Genomic DNA, 14,618 nt, shown 5'->3' on the forward strand with positions numbered 1-14,618 from the left:
AGAATGCAGCGATGGTAATCGCGCAATCAACCTTTGGGATGACCGTTCCGGCCGAAATGCATGGAACATCGTCAGAGCAATCGGCACCCACAATTGGGATTTGGACATTACTGCCATCTCTCTTCTGTCTCAAAGATGAGCGCTACGCCATGGTCCGGCGTCAGCTACTCACCTCGAGACACACCTGCCCACTATCGAGAGCAGCTCAATAGCCTTCGACATCAGCGGCTTAAAGAGCGACTTCCCATCCGCTCATCGCTGCCGCAAGCGTATTAGTCAGAAGGCAAGCAATCGTCATGGGACCAACGCCCCCCGGCACCGGAGTGATGCCGCGCGCGTGCCTCATCTCGGCTGTTACAACATCGCCGACGATCGCAGGGCGGCCTTCCGGCCCGGCAACTCGGTTGATGCCAACATCGATCACGATTGCACCAGCCTTCACCCAATCGCCGCGCACGAGCCCCGGGCTTCCCGCGGCTACCACGAGAATATCGGCGTGAACTTTGTCACCGAGAAGACAATGCGGTGCATTCTCGGACCGAAGCCGTGATCATAGAACTCATGCACGACGCTCCCACGGTGCAATACGATCAAGCCATCAATTCATATTGAGGCCGAAGGGACAAGCGACGATTAGGAACGGTTGCGGCACGACAATCGATGCTGCCACCCGCCCCGCCTCGGAGAGCGCGATGCGAAAGGCAGCGATCGTGAAATCACACATTGACGAACGGCCGCAGATTCTGCCGATTAGGACACTGCCTGCGCCGTGGCAAGAGCCGGAATTTTGAGTTCGACGAGAACGTTGCGATAACGCCAGTTGCTGCGATTGTAGAGTTCGTGCGGAATGCCGGGCTCGCGCCAGAGTGCGGTTCCAGGCGTCTCCTTTGTCGGCTTGCGGCGGCCGTCGGCGAAATGCATCTCATTGTCGCCCTCCGTCAGGGGAATGACAAGATAGGGCAGATCGTGACGGTGCCACGGCTGCCGCTCGCCGGGGTCGAGCGTGAGGCCCCAGACCCGGACATGCTCGTTCTCGAACAGGATTTCGTCTCCAATCGGTCCAAGCGGGGCCTGGGGGTCGAAGGCGGCTTCCGTCATGTCATGCTCCGTCAGTCTGCGCGTCGCCAGAAAATCTGGCAGTGTTGGCACCAAGAATTCGCTCGCGTTCGGTTTCGCTCAGCGATGCAAGCTGCTCGTGCGGCCGCATCAGGCCCATCGGGAAAGGCCAGTCTGACCCGAACAGGATCCCGTCGGTGCCGAATACCGTCTGGGCAAGCCGCAATGCGTCGACATCGTGGGTGATGCAATCGACCGTCAAATTCCGAAGCGCGGTCCGCGGCGATGGCAGGGCCGTGTCGACTCCAGGCCGATCGGTGCGAAAACCCTGCTCAAACCGTCCGGCGAGCATCGCGGCAGCACCGCCACCATGCGCGAAGCAGAAGGTGATGTCGGGAAACCGCGCTGTCACGCCGCCGAAGACGAGATGCGCAATCGCGACGGTGGTCTCATAGGGATTGCCGAGTAGGTTGGACAGATAGAATGGCCGCAGCCGCGCATCATCGCACTCACCGGGATGCACCAGCACGAAAGCGCCCACCCCATTCAGCACCCGCCAGAGCGCGTCATAGCGCGGATCGCTTAGCATGCTTACCGGGCCGCCCGACGGCGCGCTGAAGCGCCGGGCACCACCGGCGATCCCGCGCGCAGCGATGTCGGCCGCGAGGTCCGGGTGCTCGATCGGCAAATGCGGCAGCGCGGTCAATCGTCCGGCGTGACGCCGGGTAATGGCGGCGAGCCCATGGTTGACATACTGCACCCAGCGTGCCGCGTCCTGCTCTGCGAGCTGCCGCCGATAGAGCGGCGGCGGCGCCGAGATCCAGGCCTGCGCGATCCGGTTTGCATCCAACCAGGCAATCAGCGCTCCCGGCTGAAACAGCGAGCGGATGCCGATCTTGTGACGGTCGACGAGCAGTGCATTCGCAGCCGCATCCCAGGACACACCCTCTATTTCGGCAAGCGCCTCGGCATCGATCGGCACCTGATGCGTGTGGATGTCGAGAAGGATCGGTTTCATGCGCCCTGCTCCGCCGTCGCGTTCGCGTCCTTGCCGACGATTTCCCGATACAGCTCCAGCGCGAGCCCTTCCCGCATCGGCATGATGGCTGCGACGTGGTCGTCGGGACGGATCAAGACAAGCGTGTCCAAAGGGCAGCCGACCCGCAGCAACAGCCGATCGCCGACATCCAGGAGCGATTGGTCGCGCAGGCCTGAATCGAGCGGAGCGTCCCAGCGCGACACTACGAAATGCGCCAATCCCGGACGATTCTGCGGGATCGATGGCCGCCGACGCGCGTCGGTGAAGTAGAGCGCGATGAAGCGATAGTCGATCAGATCGTGCAACCGGCACGGCCGGCCGTTGCCGCCATGGAGCGCGAAGTCGGGCATGCGATCGCCGACGAGCAGCCGTCCGCGGTCATGCTTGACCATCGACCATTGCGCGCTCTCGTCCGTGCCCAGCCTGACACCCAGCAGGGTCCGGGTCGCGGCAACACCCCAGCCGCTTCCTGACATGATGGCGCCGACGTCCCCTTCGCCGCCCATGTACTTGCGCGCAACTTCGGCCATCTCGCCGGAGCCGTGAATGGCGAGCGGCCGCTGTTCGCGCGCATAGCCGTCGAGCAGATTGTCGGTTGCCCAGCCGCGCGCGATCCAGGCAAGACGCCATGGCAGGCTGATCGCATCCAGGATTCCGGTGTTCAGGCCGAGCGCCCACATCGGCGTAATCAGATGCGCGGCATCCCCCATCAGGAAGACGCGGCCGCGCCGCCATTCGGAGGCGATCCGATGGTGCACCCGGTAGACGACCGTGTTGATCACCTCCAGACTATCGACCTCGCCGATGAAGCGACGCACCTTGGCGGCAAACTCCTCATGGCTCGGTGGCTCGGCGCCGGGCGCGAGCGGGTAAAGGAAACGCCAGCAATGCGGCTGGCGCACCAAAACCATCCATTCGTTGGGGTCGGAGAAATAGGCGAGGTATGGATAGTCACGCGGGTTGGCGACATCGAGATCGAGCTTGAGATCGACGAGCATGTAGCGCACATCGAGCGATACCCCCTCGACCGGGATGTCGAGCTGGCCGCGCACCGTGCTACGGCCGCCGTCGCAGGCGAGCAGATAGGAGCCCTCGACCTGCCGGAGCCCGTCGGGAGTCTCGAACGTGGCCATCACACCGTCAGACGTCTGCTGGAATGCGTGGAGGCGGTGATTAAGATGCAGCGCGTCCGGCTGCCGCGCGCCAAGCGCCTCGCTCAAGATTGGTTCGAGATGATGCTGCGGCAGATTAATCACGAAGGGATAGCGCGTGTCGTCCGACAACAACGCGGTTCGCACCGACATGGTGGGCTGGTTGGTCGCAAGGTCGATGCCGCCGATATCCTCTACCCGCAAGGCGTTGGCGAGCACCTCGTCTGCAACGCCATACCGGCGGAAGGCCTCGAGCGTGCGCGTCAGTATGGTGCCGGCCTTGGTGTCCCGCGAGAGCGCTTCATCCTCTTCGAACAGCAGGACCGGCAAGCCGTAGAATTGAAGCGCCAGCGCGGTCGTAAGCCCAACGGGACCGGCACCGACGATAATGACAGGTTTCATGCGCTCGCTCTCCGCTATGTCTGCGCGGGATAGGCGAAGTCGCGGCTGACCAACGATGCCGTCATCGTGGCGGCGTCGGACAGCAGAAACAGCAGCGGTCCCACCACATCTTCCGGCTCACCAACGCCAGTGGATGCACGCCAGTTCGCGTCATCCGTCCCCGCGTTGGCCGCTCGATATTGCGGTGTGTCGATCACCCCGGGAGCGATCAAGTTGAATCTTACGCGATGGGCGGCCACTTCCTTTGCCGCGCTCTTGGCGAAGGCAATCAGGGCCGCCTTGGTCGCCGCGTACGCAGACGCCTGCGGCCACCCCTGATGGGCGAGTCCCGAAGAGAATGCGACGATGCTGCCATGACGGCGTGCGACCATCCCTCCGATCACGGCCTGATAGCACCAGACCACGCCGTTCAAATTGATATCGAGGACCCGTTGCCATTCCGTCGGATCCATGGCCTGCACCGCAGTGCGCGGCTGGATCGCAGCGCCACAGACCAAACCATCGATGCGACCGAATTCACGTTCGATGCCGGCAAATGTGGCAAAGACCTCGCCGCGGTCGCCGACATCGAGCCTGCGTCCGACGATCCGGGAATCCTCTGCGGCCAGCGTCTGCATCGCCGAAATATCGACATCGCACACGACCACGCGCGCACCCGCTGCGGCGGCGGCCTTCACCAAGGCACGCCCGATGCCGTTCGCCCCGCCGGTGATGACGAACACGTCGCCGTGGGCGTGGAAGACCGCTCTCATCAGGCGGCATCCATGGCAGGAACATCCGACACACCATAGAGATCGTGGGCAACGAGCCGATTGCGCAGCTCCCCGAGCCCGCTGCCACGCACGACGATCTCATCGCCCTCCTGCATGAACACCTGCGGCTCTCGCGCATTGCCGACGCCCGCGGGCGTGCCGGTGAGGATCACGTCGCCGGGGTGCAATGTCATGCCGAACGACAATTCGGCGATGAGCTCGGCGATTGGAAATGCCATCTGCTTGACCAGGGCGCTCTGCATGACCTTGCCGTTGAGCACGCTTTCAAGACGGATGTTGGGAATATCAAGCTCGTCGGGCGTAACCAGCCAGGGGCCGATCGGCATGGTTCCGTCGATGCTCTTGCCCTTCAGCCATTGTCCGCCGTGGCGCCGCTGCAGATCGCGCTGCGAAACGTCGTTCGCAAGGCAGTAGCCGAAGACATGATCGAGTGCGCGACTTGCCGGAATGCTGCGACCCGGTTTGCCAATCACAAGGGCCAGCTCGGCCTCATAGTCCCATTTCGAAGAGATCCGCTTGTCGAAGGCAATATCGTCGTTGGGACCGATCACCGTATCGGGGCTCTTGGTGAAGAAGGTCGGCGCCTTCGGTTTGTCGACCTCCTGCCCCTCGCGCTTGCCGCGCCCCTCCTCGAAATGATCCCAGTAGTTCCAACCGGTACAGAGAACGTCGCGGCGAAAACGCCTGATCGGCGCGCGCAAGCTGGCGCCTTCGAGGGGCACGCGCTGCAAATCGCCCATTGCCCGCACTTCGGCGATCGCCCTGGCCTGTGTTCCGCTGGCCGCGATCAGGTCGACGAGATCGCCGACCTCCCGGGGCAGCAGCAGGACTTCCGTGCCCTCGACCACACCGACGCGGTCGATCCCGTCATATGCAAGGCTCACAAATCGCATGTCGATCTTCCACTCAACCGTTCGGCAGCACCGCGATCGCGTTGATCTCGATCAGATAGTCCGGCGAGGTCATCTTGGTGATCTCGACCATGGTCGAGGCCGGCAGCGGCGGCTTGAAATATTCGCGGCGCACCGCATGGATGGCGTCGAAATGCTCCATGTTGCGAACGTAGACGTCCACACGCACGACGTCGGCAAGGGTGCCGCCGGCGGCTTCGACGGCAGCCTTGACGTTCTCGCAGACCTGCCGGGTCTGCTCGCTGACGTCGCCGATGCCTGCGATCGATCCGTCCGGGCGTCGCGCCGTCATGCCGGAAACGAAAACGAGCTTGCCGCTGGCTTCGATCGTCGTTGCCTGGGAGAAATGCCCGTTGGGCTTGCGAAGTTTGTCGCTGGATACTTCCTGCTTCATGTTTTCAGACCTTCTGAATCGCGAGGTTGTCGTCGAGGATGATTCCGAGCTTCCGACCCGCGTCGATCAGGCTGCGGACCGTCTCCGGGCCGAGCCGGCAGGCTCCACCGCTGTTCTCACGCGCGGCAAAGGCAAGCTCGCCCGGCGCGTAGACGCGCTCATGTCCAGGCGCGCGTCGTGAGGCCGACACGCGCGCAGCCTGTACGGCAACACGCTCGCCGAGCTCGCCGCCGGCAGGGAAATGACCGACATCGATCGCAAGAAAGAACTGGCTGCAGCCGTAAGGCACGCCCGGATCGCCATAGAGCGGCTTGACCTCGGCGCCGACCGCGCCGCCGGAGAGCCCTCCGCACAGCATGTCGACCATGAAGGCGAGCCCGAACCCCTTGGGACCGGCCGCCGGCAGCAACATGCCTTTGATCGCCGCATGCGGATCCGTCGTCGGAGCTCCCGCCGCATCGGCGGCCCAGCCTTCCGGGATGGCACGGCCTGCGGCCGCGGCAAGGCGAACCTTCCCCATTGCAGTCGCACTCAGCGCAAGATCGGTCTCCGCCTGAAACGGGCCGCGCGTCGGCACTGCGATCGCGATCGGATTGTTGCCGACAAGCGCCTCGGCGCCTCCCGGCGCCGGCATCAAGGGGCGTGTGTTCGACATCACGATCCCGACGAAGCCGAGATCGGCCATGATCCGCGCATAGCGCCCGGCGGTGCCGAAATGAAAGGCGTTCCTCACGGCGACGACGGCGACGCCAAGCTGCCGCGCCTTCTCGACCGCGAGCCGCAGCGCCTGGCGCGCGATCAACTGACCCAACGCGTTGCCGGCATCCAGCACGATCGCGCCGTCGCGTTCCGACACCACCTTGCCGATGGAGGACGTCGAGATCGATCGCTGCGCCAGCCGGTCGAGATACATCGGCACCAGCATCACACCGTGCGACGGCACGCCCTCGACGTCGGCCGCGACGAGATCATCGGCCACCACCTCGGCGTCGGCGGGCGCAACGCCGGCGGCGGTGAACAAGGCCGCCGTCACCCGCGCGAGATCGGACGCGCGGATCTCCGCCGTTGCCGGCGTGGCGGCCGCCATCAGCGCGCGTCCTCGTCGTTGTCGTACCAGCTCGGACGCTGCGGATAGTGCGGACCGTCGTAGATCTCGACCACGATGGTCTCCTCATGGGCGATGGTCGGGCCGTGCACGTTGCCCTTCGGATTCCAGTAGAACGACCCGTCGCGCAGCACGAGACCGTTGTGCTTGTACTCGTAGTGGCCCTTCAGCACGAACATGAACTGGTTCGACGCATGCAGATGCGGCTGCGGGATGCTGGTGCCCTTGTCGAACTTGATCAGGCAGATCGACGCGCCCGTCCCCTCGTCCCGCCAAAGCACCTTCTCGTACACGCCTTGCAGCGACTTCGGCCGCCAAGTCAGTTCGTTGCTCTTGATCAGGACTTCTTCGAGCTTGGGCATGTCAGCCGGCATCTGGGGCATTGTGCTCACGTTACCTGTCTCCCTTCATGGATTAGGGGCGCGCGGCGTGCGCGACCCTCGCGAATCTTGGATTTGCGAAAGCCGGTGCTTGAGGCTTGATATGTGCTCGCGCATCGCTTGCGCTGCGCCTTCAGCATCGCCCGCCGCCACCGCATCGGAGATCGCCATGTGCTGGCGATTGCTGGCTCCGATATCGAGGGTCTGCCACAGATGGAGATACCAGTAGCGCCAGGAGCGTTCGTGCAGGTTGCGGGCAAACTCGGCCATCACCTGATTGCCCGAGATCTCACCGATCTTGCGGTGGAACGCCCGGTCGCTGACAGTGAAGCCGTCGATCTCGGAAACGTTCTCGTCGACCTTCTTGAACCTGGCGAGCGCCTTGAGCTCGGCTGCGGTCTCCGGCGTGGCGTTCAGGGCCGCATGGCGCGCGAGCTCGGGCTCGACCGTCATGCGTGAATCGAGAATCTTGATGATCTCGGCAATGCTGTCGGGCAGCACGATCACGCCCTTGCGCGGCATGATCTCGACCAGACCATCGGCAGCGAGCCGGTGCAGCGCCTGGTGCACCGGCGTGCGGCCGAGGCCGAGCAGCGCGCAGATCGCACCTTCGTTGAGATATTGGCCGGGCAGGAAGAACACCGTGATGATTCGTTCCTTGATTTCCTCATAGGCCCGATCGACCAGCGAGCCGGTCTTTGGCGTCGCCGCCGGTGCGGCAGCAGCCTTTGGACGTGACGTCGCACGGGTCTTGCCCTTCGGCCCGCTCCCCTTCCGTACGGTTTTTTTGACCTTCTTACCCACATCTCGCTCCCTAGTGTCGTTCGGCTGCAGGCGGCAGCCAGGGCGCGATCAGCAATTCGACGCCCTCGACAGCGAGATAGACGAGAAGGCCGAGAATCGATAGGGCGAACAGGGCCGCGAAGGCCAAGGGCGTGTCGAGTTGCGAGGTGGCGGTGAGCAGCAGGAAGCCGAGACCTTCGCTCGAGCCCACGAACTCGCCGATCACCGCTCCAATGACGGCAAGAGTAATCGCGACCTTGGCGCCGGTCATGACGAAGGGAAGTGCTGCGGGAAACTGGACCTTGAACAGCACCTGACTGCGCGAGGCCTTGAGGCTGTGCGCCAGCTCCAGCAACTCCTTCGGCGTGGCGCGCAGACCCGCCGCGGTGTCGACGACGATCGGAAAAAAGGCAACCAGCCATGCGATGGCGAGCTTGGACTGCAGATCGGGGCCGAGCCAGACCAGAATGATCGGCGCCAGCGCGACCTTGGGCACCGACTGCAACGCCACCAGCAACGGATAGAACATCAGATTAAGCGTGCGCGATTTTGCCACCGCGACCGCCATCGGCACGCCGAGCCCAACCGCTAGCGCAAAGCCGTAGACCGTCTCCTTCAGCGTCACCAAACTTTCTTCGAGCAGAAGACGGAAATTGGCAATGAAGGCGAAGAGCACCTTGTCCGGCGGCGGCAAGACGACGACGGATAATCGCCCGAGCCGGCAAATCAGCGCCCAGACAATGACGAGAAGCACCAGCCCGGACAGCGGATAGATGATGCGGGTCAGCGAGCGCGTCGTCATGATGCCACCGCCTCGAGATGGGGCACGATGCCGAGCGCCTCGCTGGCGGCGCGCTCGGCCTGCGTGAAGGCCGGCGTAAAGCGCACCGCCTGACTACGCGGATAAGGCAGCGAAATCCGGATCTGCTGCGACACCCGTGCCGGCCGGCGGCTGAACACGATGACCTGATCGGCCAGATAGACCGCCTCGGAAATCGAATGGGTCACGAACAGCACCGACGCACCGGTCTCCTTGCGGATGCGCAGCAGCAGGTCGTTCATTTCCAGGCGCGTCAGCTCGTCCAGCGCGCCGAACGGCTCGTCCATCAACAGCAGGTTCGGCCGGTGAATGAGTGCGCGGCACAAGGCCACGCGCTGCTGCATGCCGCCCGAGAGCTGATGCGGTCGCGAATTGTGAAACTTCGACAGGCCGACGAGCTCGAGAAACTCGGCTGCACGCGCCCGCGCCGCGCGATCGCTGCGCTTCAATATCTCCATCGGAAACAATACGTTGTCGATGACCGAGCGCCACGGCATCAGGCTCGGCGCCTGAAATACGAAGCCGTAATCGCCGAGCGGGCCGTCGACCTCGCGGCCGTCGATGGTCACGGAGCCCGCGGTCTTCTCGATCAGCCCCGCAACGATGCGCAGCAACGTCGTCTTGCCGCAGCCCGACGGCCCGAGCAGCGCGACAAGCTCGCCGCGCTCGAAGGTAAAGCTCGCATCGTCGAGCGCCACCACTGGCTCGGTCGCCCGCGATCCCAGTTCTTCGACCGGGAACACCTTGCGGACGCAATTGATCGTTCCGAATGCCATCAGCTCCGCTCGCTCAGCACACCGGGCACCGCATCTGGATGCGCCACCTCGCCGCATTCGACGCTCAACGATTGCGCACCGTACCGGCTTTCAATATCAACTGAAATATCTTATGATATTTTATTGGTCAAGTGGCGTTCGACCGCGAATTTCGCTGCGAAATCGTCGTTCGCGTGGAGCGTCCGATATCTCAGGAGTGAGTGAACATGTCGGTATTCAAGACGCTCGCCGCGCTGGTGGTCGGCGCAACTCTCACGCTTAGTTCGGCAGCTACGGCGCAGGAGCGCGACGTCAAGTTCATCCTCGACTTCATCAGCCTCGGACGGCATGCGCCCTGGTACGTCGCCCTCGGCAAGGGCTACTTCAAGGAGGAAGGCCTCAACGTCACCATCCTGCCGTCCAAGGGCACCGCCGACGCGATCCGCTCCGTGGTGTCCGGCATCGCCGACATTGGCTTCATCGACATTCCGAGCCTTGTTGCTTCCGGCGCCGCGGGAGGCGCAATCAAGATCGTCGCCGTCAACTATCAGAAGCCGCCTTACTGCGTCTTCAGCCTCGATCCCGGCGCCAACATCACCGAGCCGAAGCAGCTCGCGAACCTCGAATTCGGCTCGAGCACCGCGTCATTCCTGCCGCGCATCGTTCAGGCCTTCATGGAAATGAACGGCGTCGACAGCAAGACGCTCAAGATCGTGAACATCGATGCCGCATCGCGCGTGCCGATGCTGGCCGCGCACAAGGTCGCCGCAATCGACCAGTTCGTCATGAGCGAGCCGGCCATCCGCCGCGCCGTGACCGATGCGAAGCCGCGCTGCCTGTTCCTCGGCGACTATGGTCTCGACATCTATTCGAATTCGATCGGCACCACCGAAGAATATCTCGGCAAGAATCCCGACGTCGTGAAGAAGTTCGTCCGCGCCGCCATGCGCGGCTGGCAATACGCGCTCGCGCATCCCGAAGAGGCCGCGCAGATCGAAATCCAGTATGTGAAGGCGTTGAACCCGGAGATCATCGTCGAGGAGCTGAACATTTTGAAGCGGGTGGCGATCACGCCCGACGTCGAGAAGAGCGGCTTTGGCACCGTATCTTTGGAGAAGATGAAAAAGACCGTCGACTTCATCAACAAGAACGTCGACATCGCCGGCGAGAAACTGACGGCCGAGCAGATCTATCGCCCCGGCTTCCTCCCCGACACACCCGTCTTGCCGCAGTAGAGTGCATCCCGGCCTGCTAGTCTCTTCCGCGCCGCACCTCGCAGCGCGGACAATCCTTTCGCACGAGTGAGCATTCGACCGTGACTGCCGCCCGCACCTTGATCCTTCTCTGCTTCCTGCTTGGCAGCGCTCTGCCGGCCTTGGCCCAATCCTTCCCCACCCACCAGGTCACCATTATCTCGCCCTATCAGGCGGGTGGGACCAGCGACATCATCGCCCGTGCAATCGCCCAGAAGCTCGCCCAGATCTGGTCACAGCCGGTGATCGTCGAAAACCGGCCGGGCGCGAACGGAACGATAGGCATACGTGCGGTCACCCGCGCGCCGGCCGATGGGCACACGCTGCTGGCGGTTGCCTCAAGCGCGCTGACGGTCAATCCGACGGTGTTTGCCAATCTGGGTTATGACGTGGGTCGCGACCTCGCACCGATCACCCGCACCGGCCAGGTCACGAATGTGCTGGTCGTGCATCCGTCAGTGCCGGCCCGGACTGTCAGCGAGCTGATTGCCGTCGCGAAGGCACGGCCAGGAACGTTGAGCTATGCCTCGCAAGGCGTCGGCTCCAACGGACATCTGAACGGCGAGCTGTTCAAGCTGCGCACGGGCGTTGATCTGCTTCACGTGCCGTACAAGGGAAGCGCGCCGGCCGTGACCGATTTGATCGGCGGCCAGGTCCAGCTCATGTTCGACAACCTTCCCTCGGTGCTGGAGCAGATCAGGGCCGGCAGTTTGCGCGCGCTTGCCGTGACATCGTCCCGGCGCAGCCCGCTCTTGCCGGACGTGCCGACGATCGCGGAATCCGGCGTGCCTGGCTTCGATACCAGCGCATGGTTCGCGTTCCTCGCGGCGAGAGACACACCGGAAGCGCTGCGAGCGGCACTTGAAAAAGCCGTCGTTTCCGCGTTGGCGGACGCCGACGTTCAGCACAGGCTTTCGGCCGCCGGCGTCGATATCGTTGGCGACGGCGCTGCTGCGCTCGCAGCCAAGATCACGCAAGACACTATCGTGTGGAAAGACGTGGTCGAGGCAGCCAAGATCAAGGTTGACCAGTGATATGATTCTGCGGGTGAACTCGCCGTTACGCCAGTGACCGACACATCGACTTTGCGCAAGGCGGCCTGCCTTTCGAACGGCTGGCAAGTCTCAAGCCTTCACCAGCATGGTGGCGACTTCGCTACTGAAATGCCTATCGTCACAGGGATCTCAGATCGCTGGCATAGGACGAGCGTACTTCTCTCCGATAGCGATCCTCGCATTATGCACGGTTGGCGGGACGTTGACGGCTGTCACCGTTGATTGCTCAGCCTTGGCGCTCTATCAAGGTCACAGGCTGCCAGTTCCTCAGTTCTCGCTTGGTCCGTTTTTGGCTATGTTGGCTTGTTTCTTTCTGCGAACGACGCCGCAGACGCAACTCAGAAACTCCATTAGCGATGACCCAAATGAGCAAGGTCCGAACGCCAATCCCTGACGAGATTTCGGCTGAAGTCATGTTCCAGCATGACCGAACCTGTTGTGTGTGCAACACGCCTGGATTGGCGGTTCAGATTCACCACATAGACGAGGATCCGACACATCACGAAATGAACAATCTCGCGGTTCTCTGCCTGCAGCACCACGATGAAACTCAAGTACGAGGCGGGTTCTCGCGGCGTTTGAAGGCCGCTGACGTCGTACGAAACCGCGACGATTGGATTCGTCGCGTCCAGGCGCGTCGCGATAAGGCCGACGGGCTTGTCATTCAGCAGATGGCCAGGATCGCGGCCACGTGGTCGGAACAAGAATGGACAGAGCCTTCGACGGCCCACGTGATGGGCTTGCTCAACGCGCTCCCCAGCATCCGAAGGGCTGCAATGACCGCGGCCCGACCACTTTGGGACACTGGTATCACGTCGGAAATGTGCCAAGGCTCCTATAGTGCCATCGATATTCTCGAGAGTGCTTGGCTGAGGCTGGCACGCTTCTATCCACCGGACCATTTCGGCGGACGGGCGGCAAGCCATTTCTTCATTGAATTTGTTGCAGGGCGTTTCGAATGGCATCGCGAGATTTGCGAGCCACGCGGTCCGGGGACGTCGGGTACCCTTGTCAATGTTACATCGGGCGGTGCCGTCCTCAACGACGTTGCTGCGGCAATCGCGGAGACCGTAGAGGGATTGTACATAGGGTTTTCTCTTGATGACTTTGACCTCAAGGCTTGGCGCAGTGACTGGGACGCCGCTGAACGAAGTGAGGACGATGAGGTCAACCCGGCAAGCTGCTCCTAGGACCGCCAGCGCAAGCCCGCAGCTCCGTACTTGTGGGCGCTAAATCTGCCGCTTGATTGAGCCCACATTGCTGAGCTTCTTTGACGACACGGTGATAGTCGAAGTGTCCGCGAATACGCTCAGCCGTAACAATAAGCGATTGCGACGGCCATCGCCAATTGCTCCGCACCTTCACAGCTCTTCCGCCACTTCAGGGTGCCGCCTCACGTTGGCCGTAATGAGATTTTTCTTTGATCTCCCGGTGCACACGTCGTGCACACGCCACCTTCTAACGCCTTGAAAACCTTAAACTCTCCGTCCAATCCATCATCGGGGCCACAGAAAAGCGATAGTCTTGCGGTTTCAATGACTTACCTAAATCGAGTGATCTGCATCTTGAGCTGTTACCCGCACCATCTAGCCGTTCGCAACGTCATCCTCAAGATCGCGCTTCCGGGCAATCGGTTTGAGAATCGCGGCTATCAAGAGAGAGCAACACCGATCACAAATGCCGCAATCAGAACAAGCTTGATCTCGCGCGGCACGGATCGTCCAACACATCAGCAGAGAGTGAGCAACCCGCTCACATTGGACAACGCTTGCAATGGGCTGCGCGAGCCGGTGCCCGGCGAAGCCGGATCAAAAGCAGGCGCTGGTGTCGTTGCGGGTTCACCGCGCTCTTCTAGAGCGAGCCATCGGCGGTTAGCAGGAGAGTCTTGAGACACAAGCCGTATCCGAGGATTCGCACCCCTGCCCTAGACCACCCTCACCTGGTTCGGATTGCGGGCGGGGTCGCCCCAGAACGCATCATTCTCGTATTTGCGCCAGAGGTCGCCAGGCAGCACGGTCTTGCGCCCCGGGGATTCCACGCGCCTGCCGACCTTGTGCAGACCTGGTGTGCCGATCCTGCGGTCGAACTCCTCGGCGTCGAACTCGATGTTCTGGAAATCATGCGCGAAAGGCTTCTCGCCGATGAACTCGTAGACCGCGGCGATCGCCCGTTCCGGCTGGGTGGTCAGCGTCTCGTAGGTCAGTGCCAGCAGGCACGCGGACTGCTCGCCGCAAAACGCTTCGCGTAGCGCATTCCAGGCAAAGCCAACCATGCCGTTGGGGCCGGCCATCCCATCGACGCGCGAATACACCGTGCCGCTGGGGTCGAAGTTGAAGATCCCCGACGGCTGATACTTGTTCCTGCGAATGAGCCGCTCGACCGAATCTAGGATCCAGGGGATGTGGCGGACGCAGCAGATCACCTTGGCGCGCGGAAACAGCTCGGTGACCAGCGGCAACCGCGCACACCAATTGCGGTTGGTGTCGAAAACCACATGCCCTTTCGGCAGGTCGGCGTAATAGGTCGAGAAGATCGCCTTGATGAGTTCGCGGCGCTGCTCGTCGCTGATGAAGATCGCGGTCTCGTTGCTCATGCTCATGCTGCGCAGCATGCCGTCGACCAGCGAGCCGACCGGCCCGGTCATGCCTGCACGAAAGCGCGGGTTCTGCCGCAGGATAGCCGACAGCAACGTGGAGCCGGCACGCGGAAGTCCGGAAATGAAATGGATATCGCCCTGCATG

At 62.6% G+C, this 14,618-nt stretch carries 15 protein-coding genes and 1 pseudogene; 3 read left to right on the forward strand and 13 right to left on the reverse strand.

Features of this window, described 5'->3' with window-relative positions; all coding sequences use genetic code 11:
• Window positions 1-229: 229 nt before the first annotated feature.
• The 12 genes and pseudogenes from JQ617_RS24865 to JQ617_RS24920 form a co-directional block, all read right to left on the reverse strand.
• Window positions 230-496, reverse strand: a pseudogene (locus JQ617_RS24865) (bifunctional methylenetetrahydrofolate dehydrogenase/methenyltetrahydrofolate cyclohydrolase); the annotation flags it as partial.
• Window positions 497-750: 254 nt separating this feature from the next.
• Window positions 751-1,098 (reverse strand): AraC family ligand binding domain-containing protein, encoded by a 348-nt coding sequence (locus tag JQ617_RS24870; protein WP_212028583.1) that lies wholly within the window; start codon window positions 1,096-1,098, stop codon window positions 751-753.
• 1 nt (window position 1,099) lies between these two features.
• On the reverse strand, window positions 1,100-2,074 hold the full coding sequence (locus JQ617_RS24875) for an amidohydrolase family protein (RefSeq protein WP_212028584.1): 975 nt from the start codon (window positions 2,072-2,074) through the stop codon (window positions 1,100-1,102).
• Entirely contained in the window at window positions 2,071-3,648 is a 1,578-nt protein-coding gene (locus tag JQ617_RS24880; protein ID WP_212028585.1) for an FAD-dependent monooxygenase, read from the reverse strand. Before JQ617_RS24880 ends, JQ617_RS24875 begins: the two co-directional genes overlap by 4 nt.
• A gap of 14 nt (window positions 3,649-3,662) precedes the next feature.
• Window positions 3,663-4,400, reverse strand: coding sequence for an SDR family NAD(P)-dependent oxidoreductase (locus tag JQ617_RS24885; RefSeq protein ID WP_212028586.1), 738 nt, complete (start codon window positions 4,398-4,400; stop codon window positions 3,663-3,665).
• Complete coding sequence (locus JQ617_RS24890; RefSeq protein ID WP_349630647.1) at window positions 4,400-5,269, reverse strand: fumarylacetoacetate hydrolase family protein; 870 nt, start codon at window positions 5,267-5,269, stop codon at window positions 4,400-4,402. The genes JQ617_RS24885 and JQ617_RS24890 overlap by 1 nt, the downstream gene beginning before the upstream one ends.
• A 58-nt stretch (window positions 5,270-5,327) precedes the next feature.
• The gene (locus tag JQ617_RS24895; RefSeq protein ID WP_212028588.1) at window positions 5,328-5,726 is read right to left on the reverse strand and encodes a RidA family protein; all 399 of its coding nucleotides are present in this window, start codon (window positions 5,724-5,726) and stop codon (window positions 5,328-5,330) included.
• Window positions 5,727-5,730: 4 nt separating this feature from the next.
• Window positions 5,731-6,813, reverse strand: coding sequence for an Ldh family oxidoreductase (locus JQ617_RS24900; RefSeq protein WP_212028589.1), 1,083 nt, complete (start codon window positions 6,811-6,813; stop codon window positions 5,731-5,733).
• Window positions 6,813-7,214 (reverse strand): cupin domain-containing protein, encoded by a 402-nt coding sequence (locus tag JQ617_RS24905; protein ID WP_249157525.1) that lies wholly within the window; start codon window positions 7,212-7,214, stop codon window positions 6,813-6,815. The genes JQ617_RS24900 and JQ617_RS24905 overlap by 1 nt, the downstream gene beginning before the upstream one ends.
• A 24-nt stretch (window positions 7,215-7,238) precedes the next feature.
• Window positions 7,239-8,015, reverse strand: coding sequence for a GntR family transcriptional regulator (locus JQ617_RS24910; protein ID WP_212028590.1), 777 nt, complete (start codon window positions 8,013-8,015; stop codon window positions 7,239-7,241).
• 10 nt (window positions 8,016-8,025) lie between these two features.
• The gene (locus tag JQ617_RS24915; RefSeq protein ID WP_212028591.1) at window positions 8,026-8,796 is read right to left on the reverse strand and encodes an ABC transporter permease; all 771 of its coding nucleotides are present in this window, start codon (window positions 8,794-8,796) and stop codon (window positions 8,026-8,028) included.
• The gene (locus tag JQ617_RS24920; protein ID WP_212028592.1) at window positions 8,793-9,590 is read right to left on the reverse strand and encodes an ABC transporter ATP-binding protein; all 798 of its coding nucleotides are present in this window, start codon (window positions 9,588-9,590) and stop codon (window positions 8,793-8,795) included. The genes JQ617_RS24915 and JQ617_RS24920 overlap by 4 nt, the downstream gene beginning before the upstream one ends.
• Before the next feature lie 206 nt (window positions 9,591-9,796).
• Between JQ617_RS24920 and JQ617_RS24925 the strand changes: the two genes are divergently transcribed.
• From JQ617_RS24925 to JQ617_RS24935, 3 genes are all read left to right on the forward strand, one after another.
• Window positions 9,797-10,804 (forward strand): ABC transporter substrate-binding protein, encoded by a 1,008-nt coding sequence (locus JQ617_RS24925; protein WP_212028593.1) that lies wholly within the window; start codon window positions 9,797-9,799, stop codon window positions 10,802-10,804.
• 80 nt (window positions 10,805-10,884) lie between these two features.
• Window positions 10,885-11,856 (forward strand): Bug family tripartite tricarboxylate transporter substrate binding protein, encoded by a 972-nt coding sequence (locus JQ617_RS24930; protein ID WP_212028594.1) that lies wholly within the window; start codon window positions 10,885-10,887, stop codon window positions 11,854-11,856.
• Window positions 11,857-12,242: 386 nt separating this feature from the next.
• Window positions 12,243-13,067, forward strand: coding sequence for an HNH endonuclease signature motif containing protein (locus tag JQ617_RS24935; protein ID WP_212028595.1), 825 nt, complete (start codon window positions 12,243-12,245; stop codon window positions 13,065-13,067).
• A 734-nt stretch (window positions 13,068-13,801) separates the two neighbouring features.
• Here JQ617_RS24935 and JQ617_RS24940 read toward each other — a convergent pair.
• Window positions 13,802-14,617, reverse strand: coding sequence for a sulfotransferase family protein (locus JQ617_RS24940; protein WP_212028596.1), 816 nt, complete (start codon window positions 14,615-14,617; stop codon window positions 13,802-13,804).
• Window position 14,618: the final 1 nt, after the last annotated feature.

Origin of the sequence: Bradyrhizobium sp. KB893862 SZCCT0404, assembly GCF_018130885.1 — a bacterium.
Lineage (GTDB): Bacteria > Pseudomonadota > Alphaproteobacteria > Rhizobiales > Xanthobacteraceae > Bradyrhizobium > Bradyrhizobium stylosanthis.

What these genes read in the sequence shown, in the direction of transcription:
- JQ617_RS24870 (WP_212028583.1), bottom strand. Translation starts at nt 1,098, where the DNA reads ATGACGGAAGCCGCCTTCGACCCCCAGGCCCCGCTTGGACCGATTGGA.
- JQ617_RS24875 (WP_212028584.1), bottom strand. Translation starts at nt 2,074, where the DNA reads ATGAAACCGATCCTTCTCGACATCCACACGCATCAGGTGCCGATCGAT.
- JQ617_RS24880 (WP_212028585.1), bottom strand. Translation starts at nt 3,648, where the DNA reads ATGAAACCTGTCATTATCGTCGGTGCCGGTCCCGTTGGGCTTACGACC.
- JQ617_RS24885 (WP_212028586.1), bottom strand. Translation starts at nt 4,400, where the DNA reads ATGAGAGCGGTCTTCCACGCCCACGGCGACGTGTTCGTCATCACCGGC.
- JQ617_RS24895 (WP_212028588.1), bottom strand. Translation starts at nt 5,726, where the DNA reads ATGAAGCAGGAAGTATCCAGCGACAAACTTCGCAAGCCCAACGGGCAT.
- JQ617_RS24900 (WP_212028589.1), bottom strand. Translation starts at nt 6,813, where the DNA reads ATGGCGGCCGCCACGCCGGCAACGGCGGAGATCCGCGCGTCCGATCTC.
- JQ617_RS24905 (WP_249157525.1), bottom strand. Translation starts at nt 7,214, where the DNA reads ATGCCCCAGATGCCGGCTGACATGCCCAAGCTCGAAGAAGTCCTGATC.
- JQ617_RS24915 (WP_212028591.1), bottom strand. Translation starts at nt 8,796, where the DNA reads ATGACGACGCGCTCGCTGACCCGCATCATCTATCCGCTGTCCGGGCTG.
- JQ617_RS24920 (WP_212028592.1), bottom strand. Translation starts at nt 9,590, where the DNA reads ATGGCATTCGGAACGATCAATTGCGTCCGCAAGGTGTTCCCGGTCGAA.
- JQ617_RS24925 (WP_212028593.1), top strand. Translation starts at nt 9,797, where the DNA reads ATGTCGGTATTCAAGACGCTCGCCGCGCTGGTGGTCGGCGCAACTCTC.
- JQ617_RS24935 (WP_212028595.1), top strand. Translation starts at nt 12,243, where the DNA reads ATGAGCAAGGTCCGAACGCCAATCCCTGACGAGATTTCGGCTGAAGTC.
- JQ617_RS24940 (WP_212028596.1), bottom strand. Translation starts at nt 14,617, where the DNA reads ATGCAGGGCGATATCCATTTCATTTCCGGACTTCCGCGTGCCGGCTCC.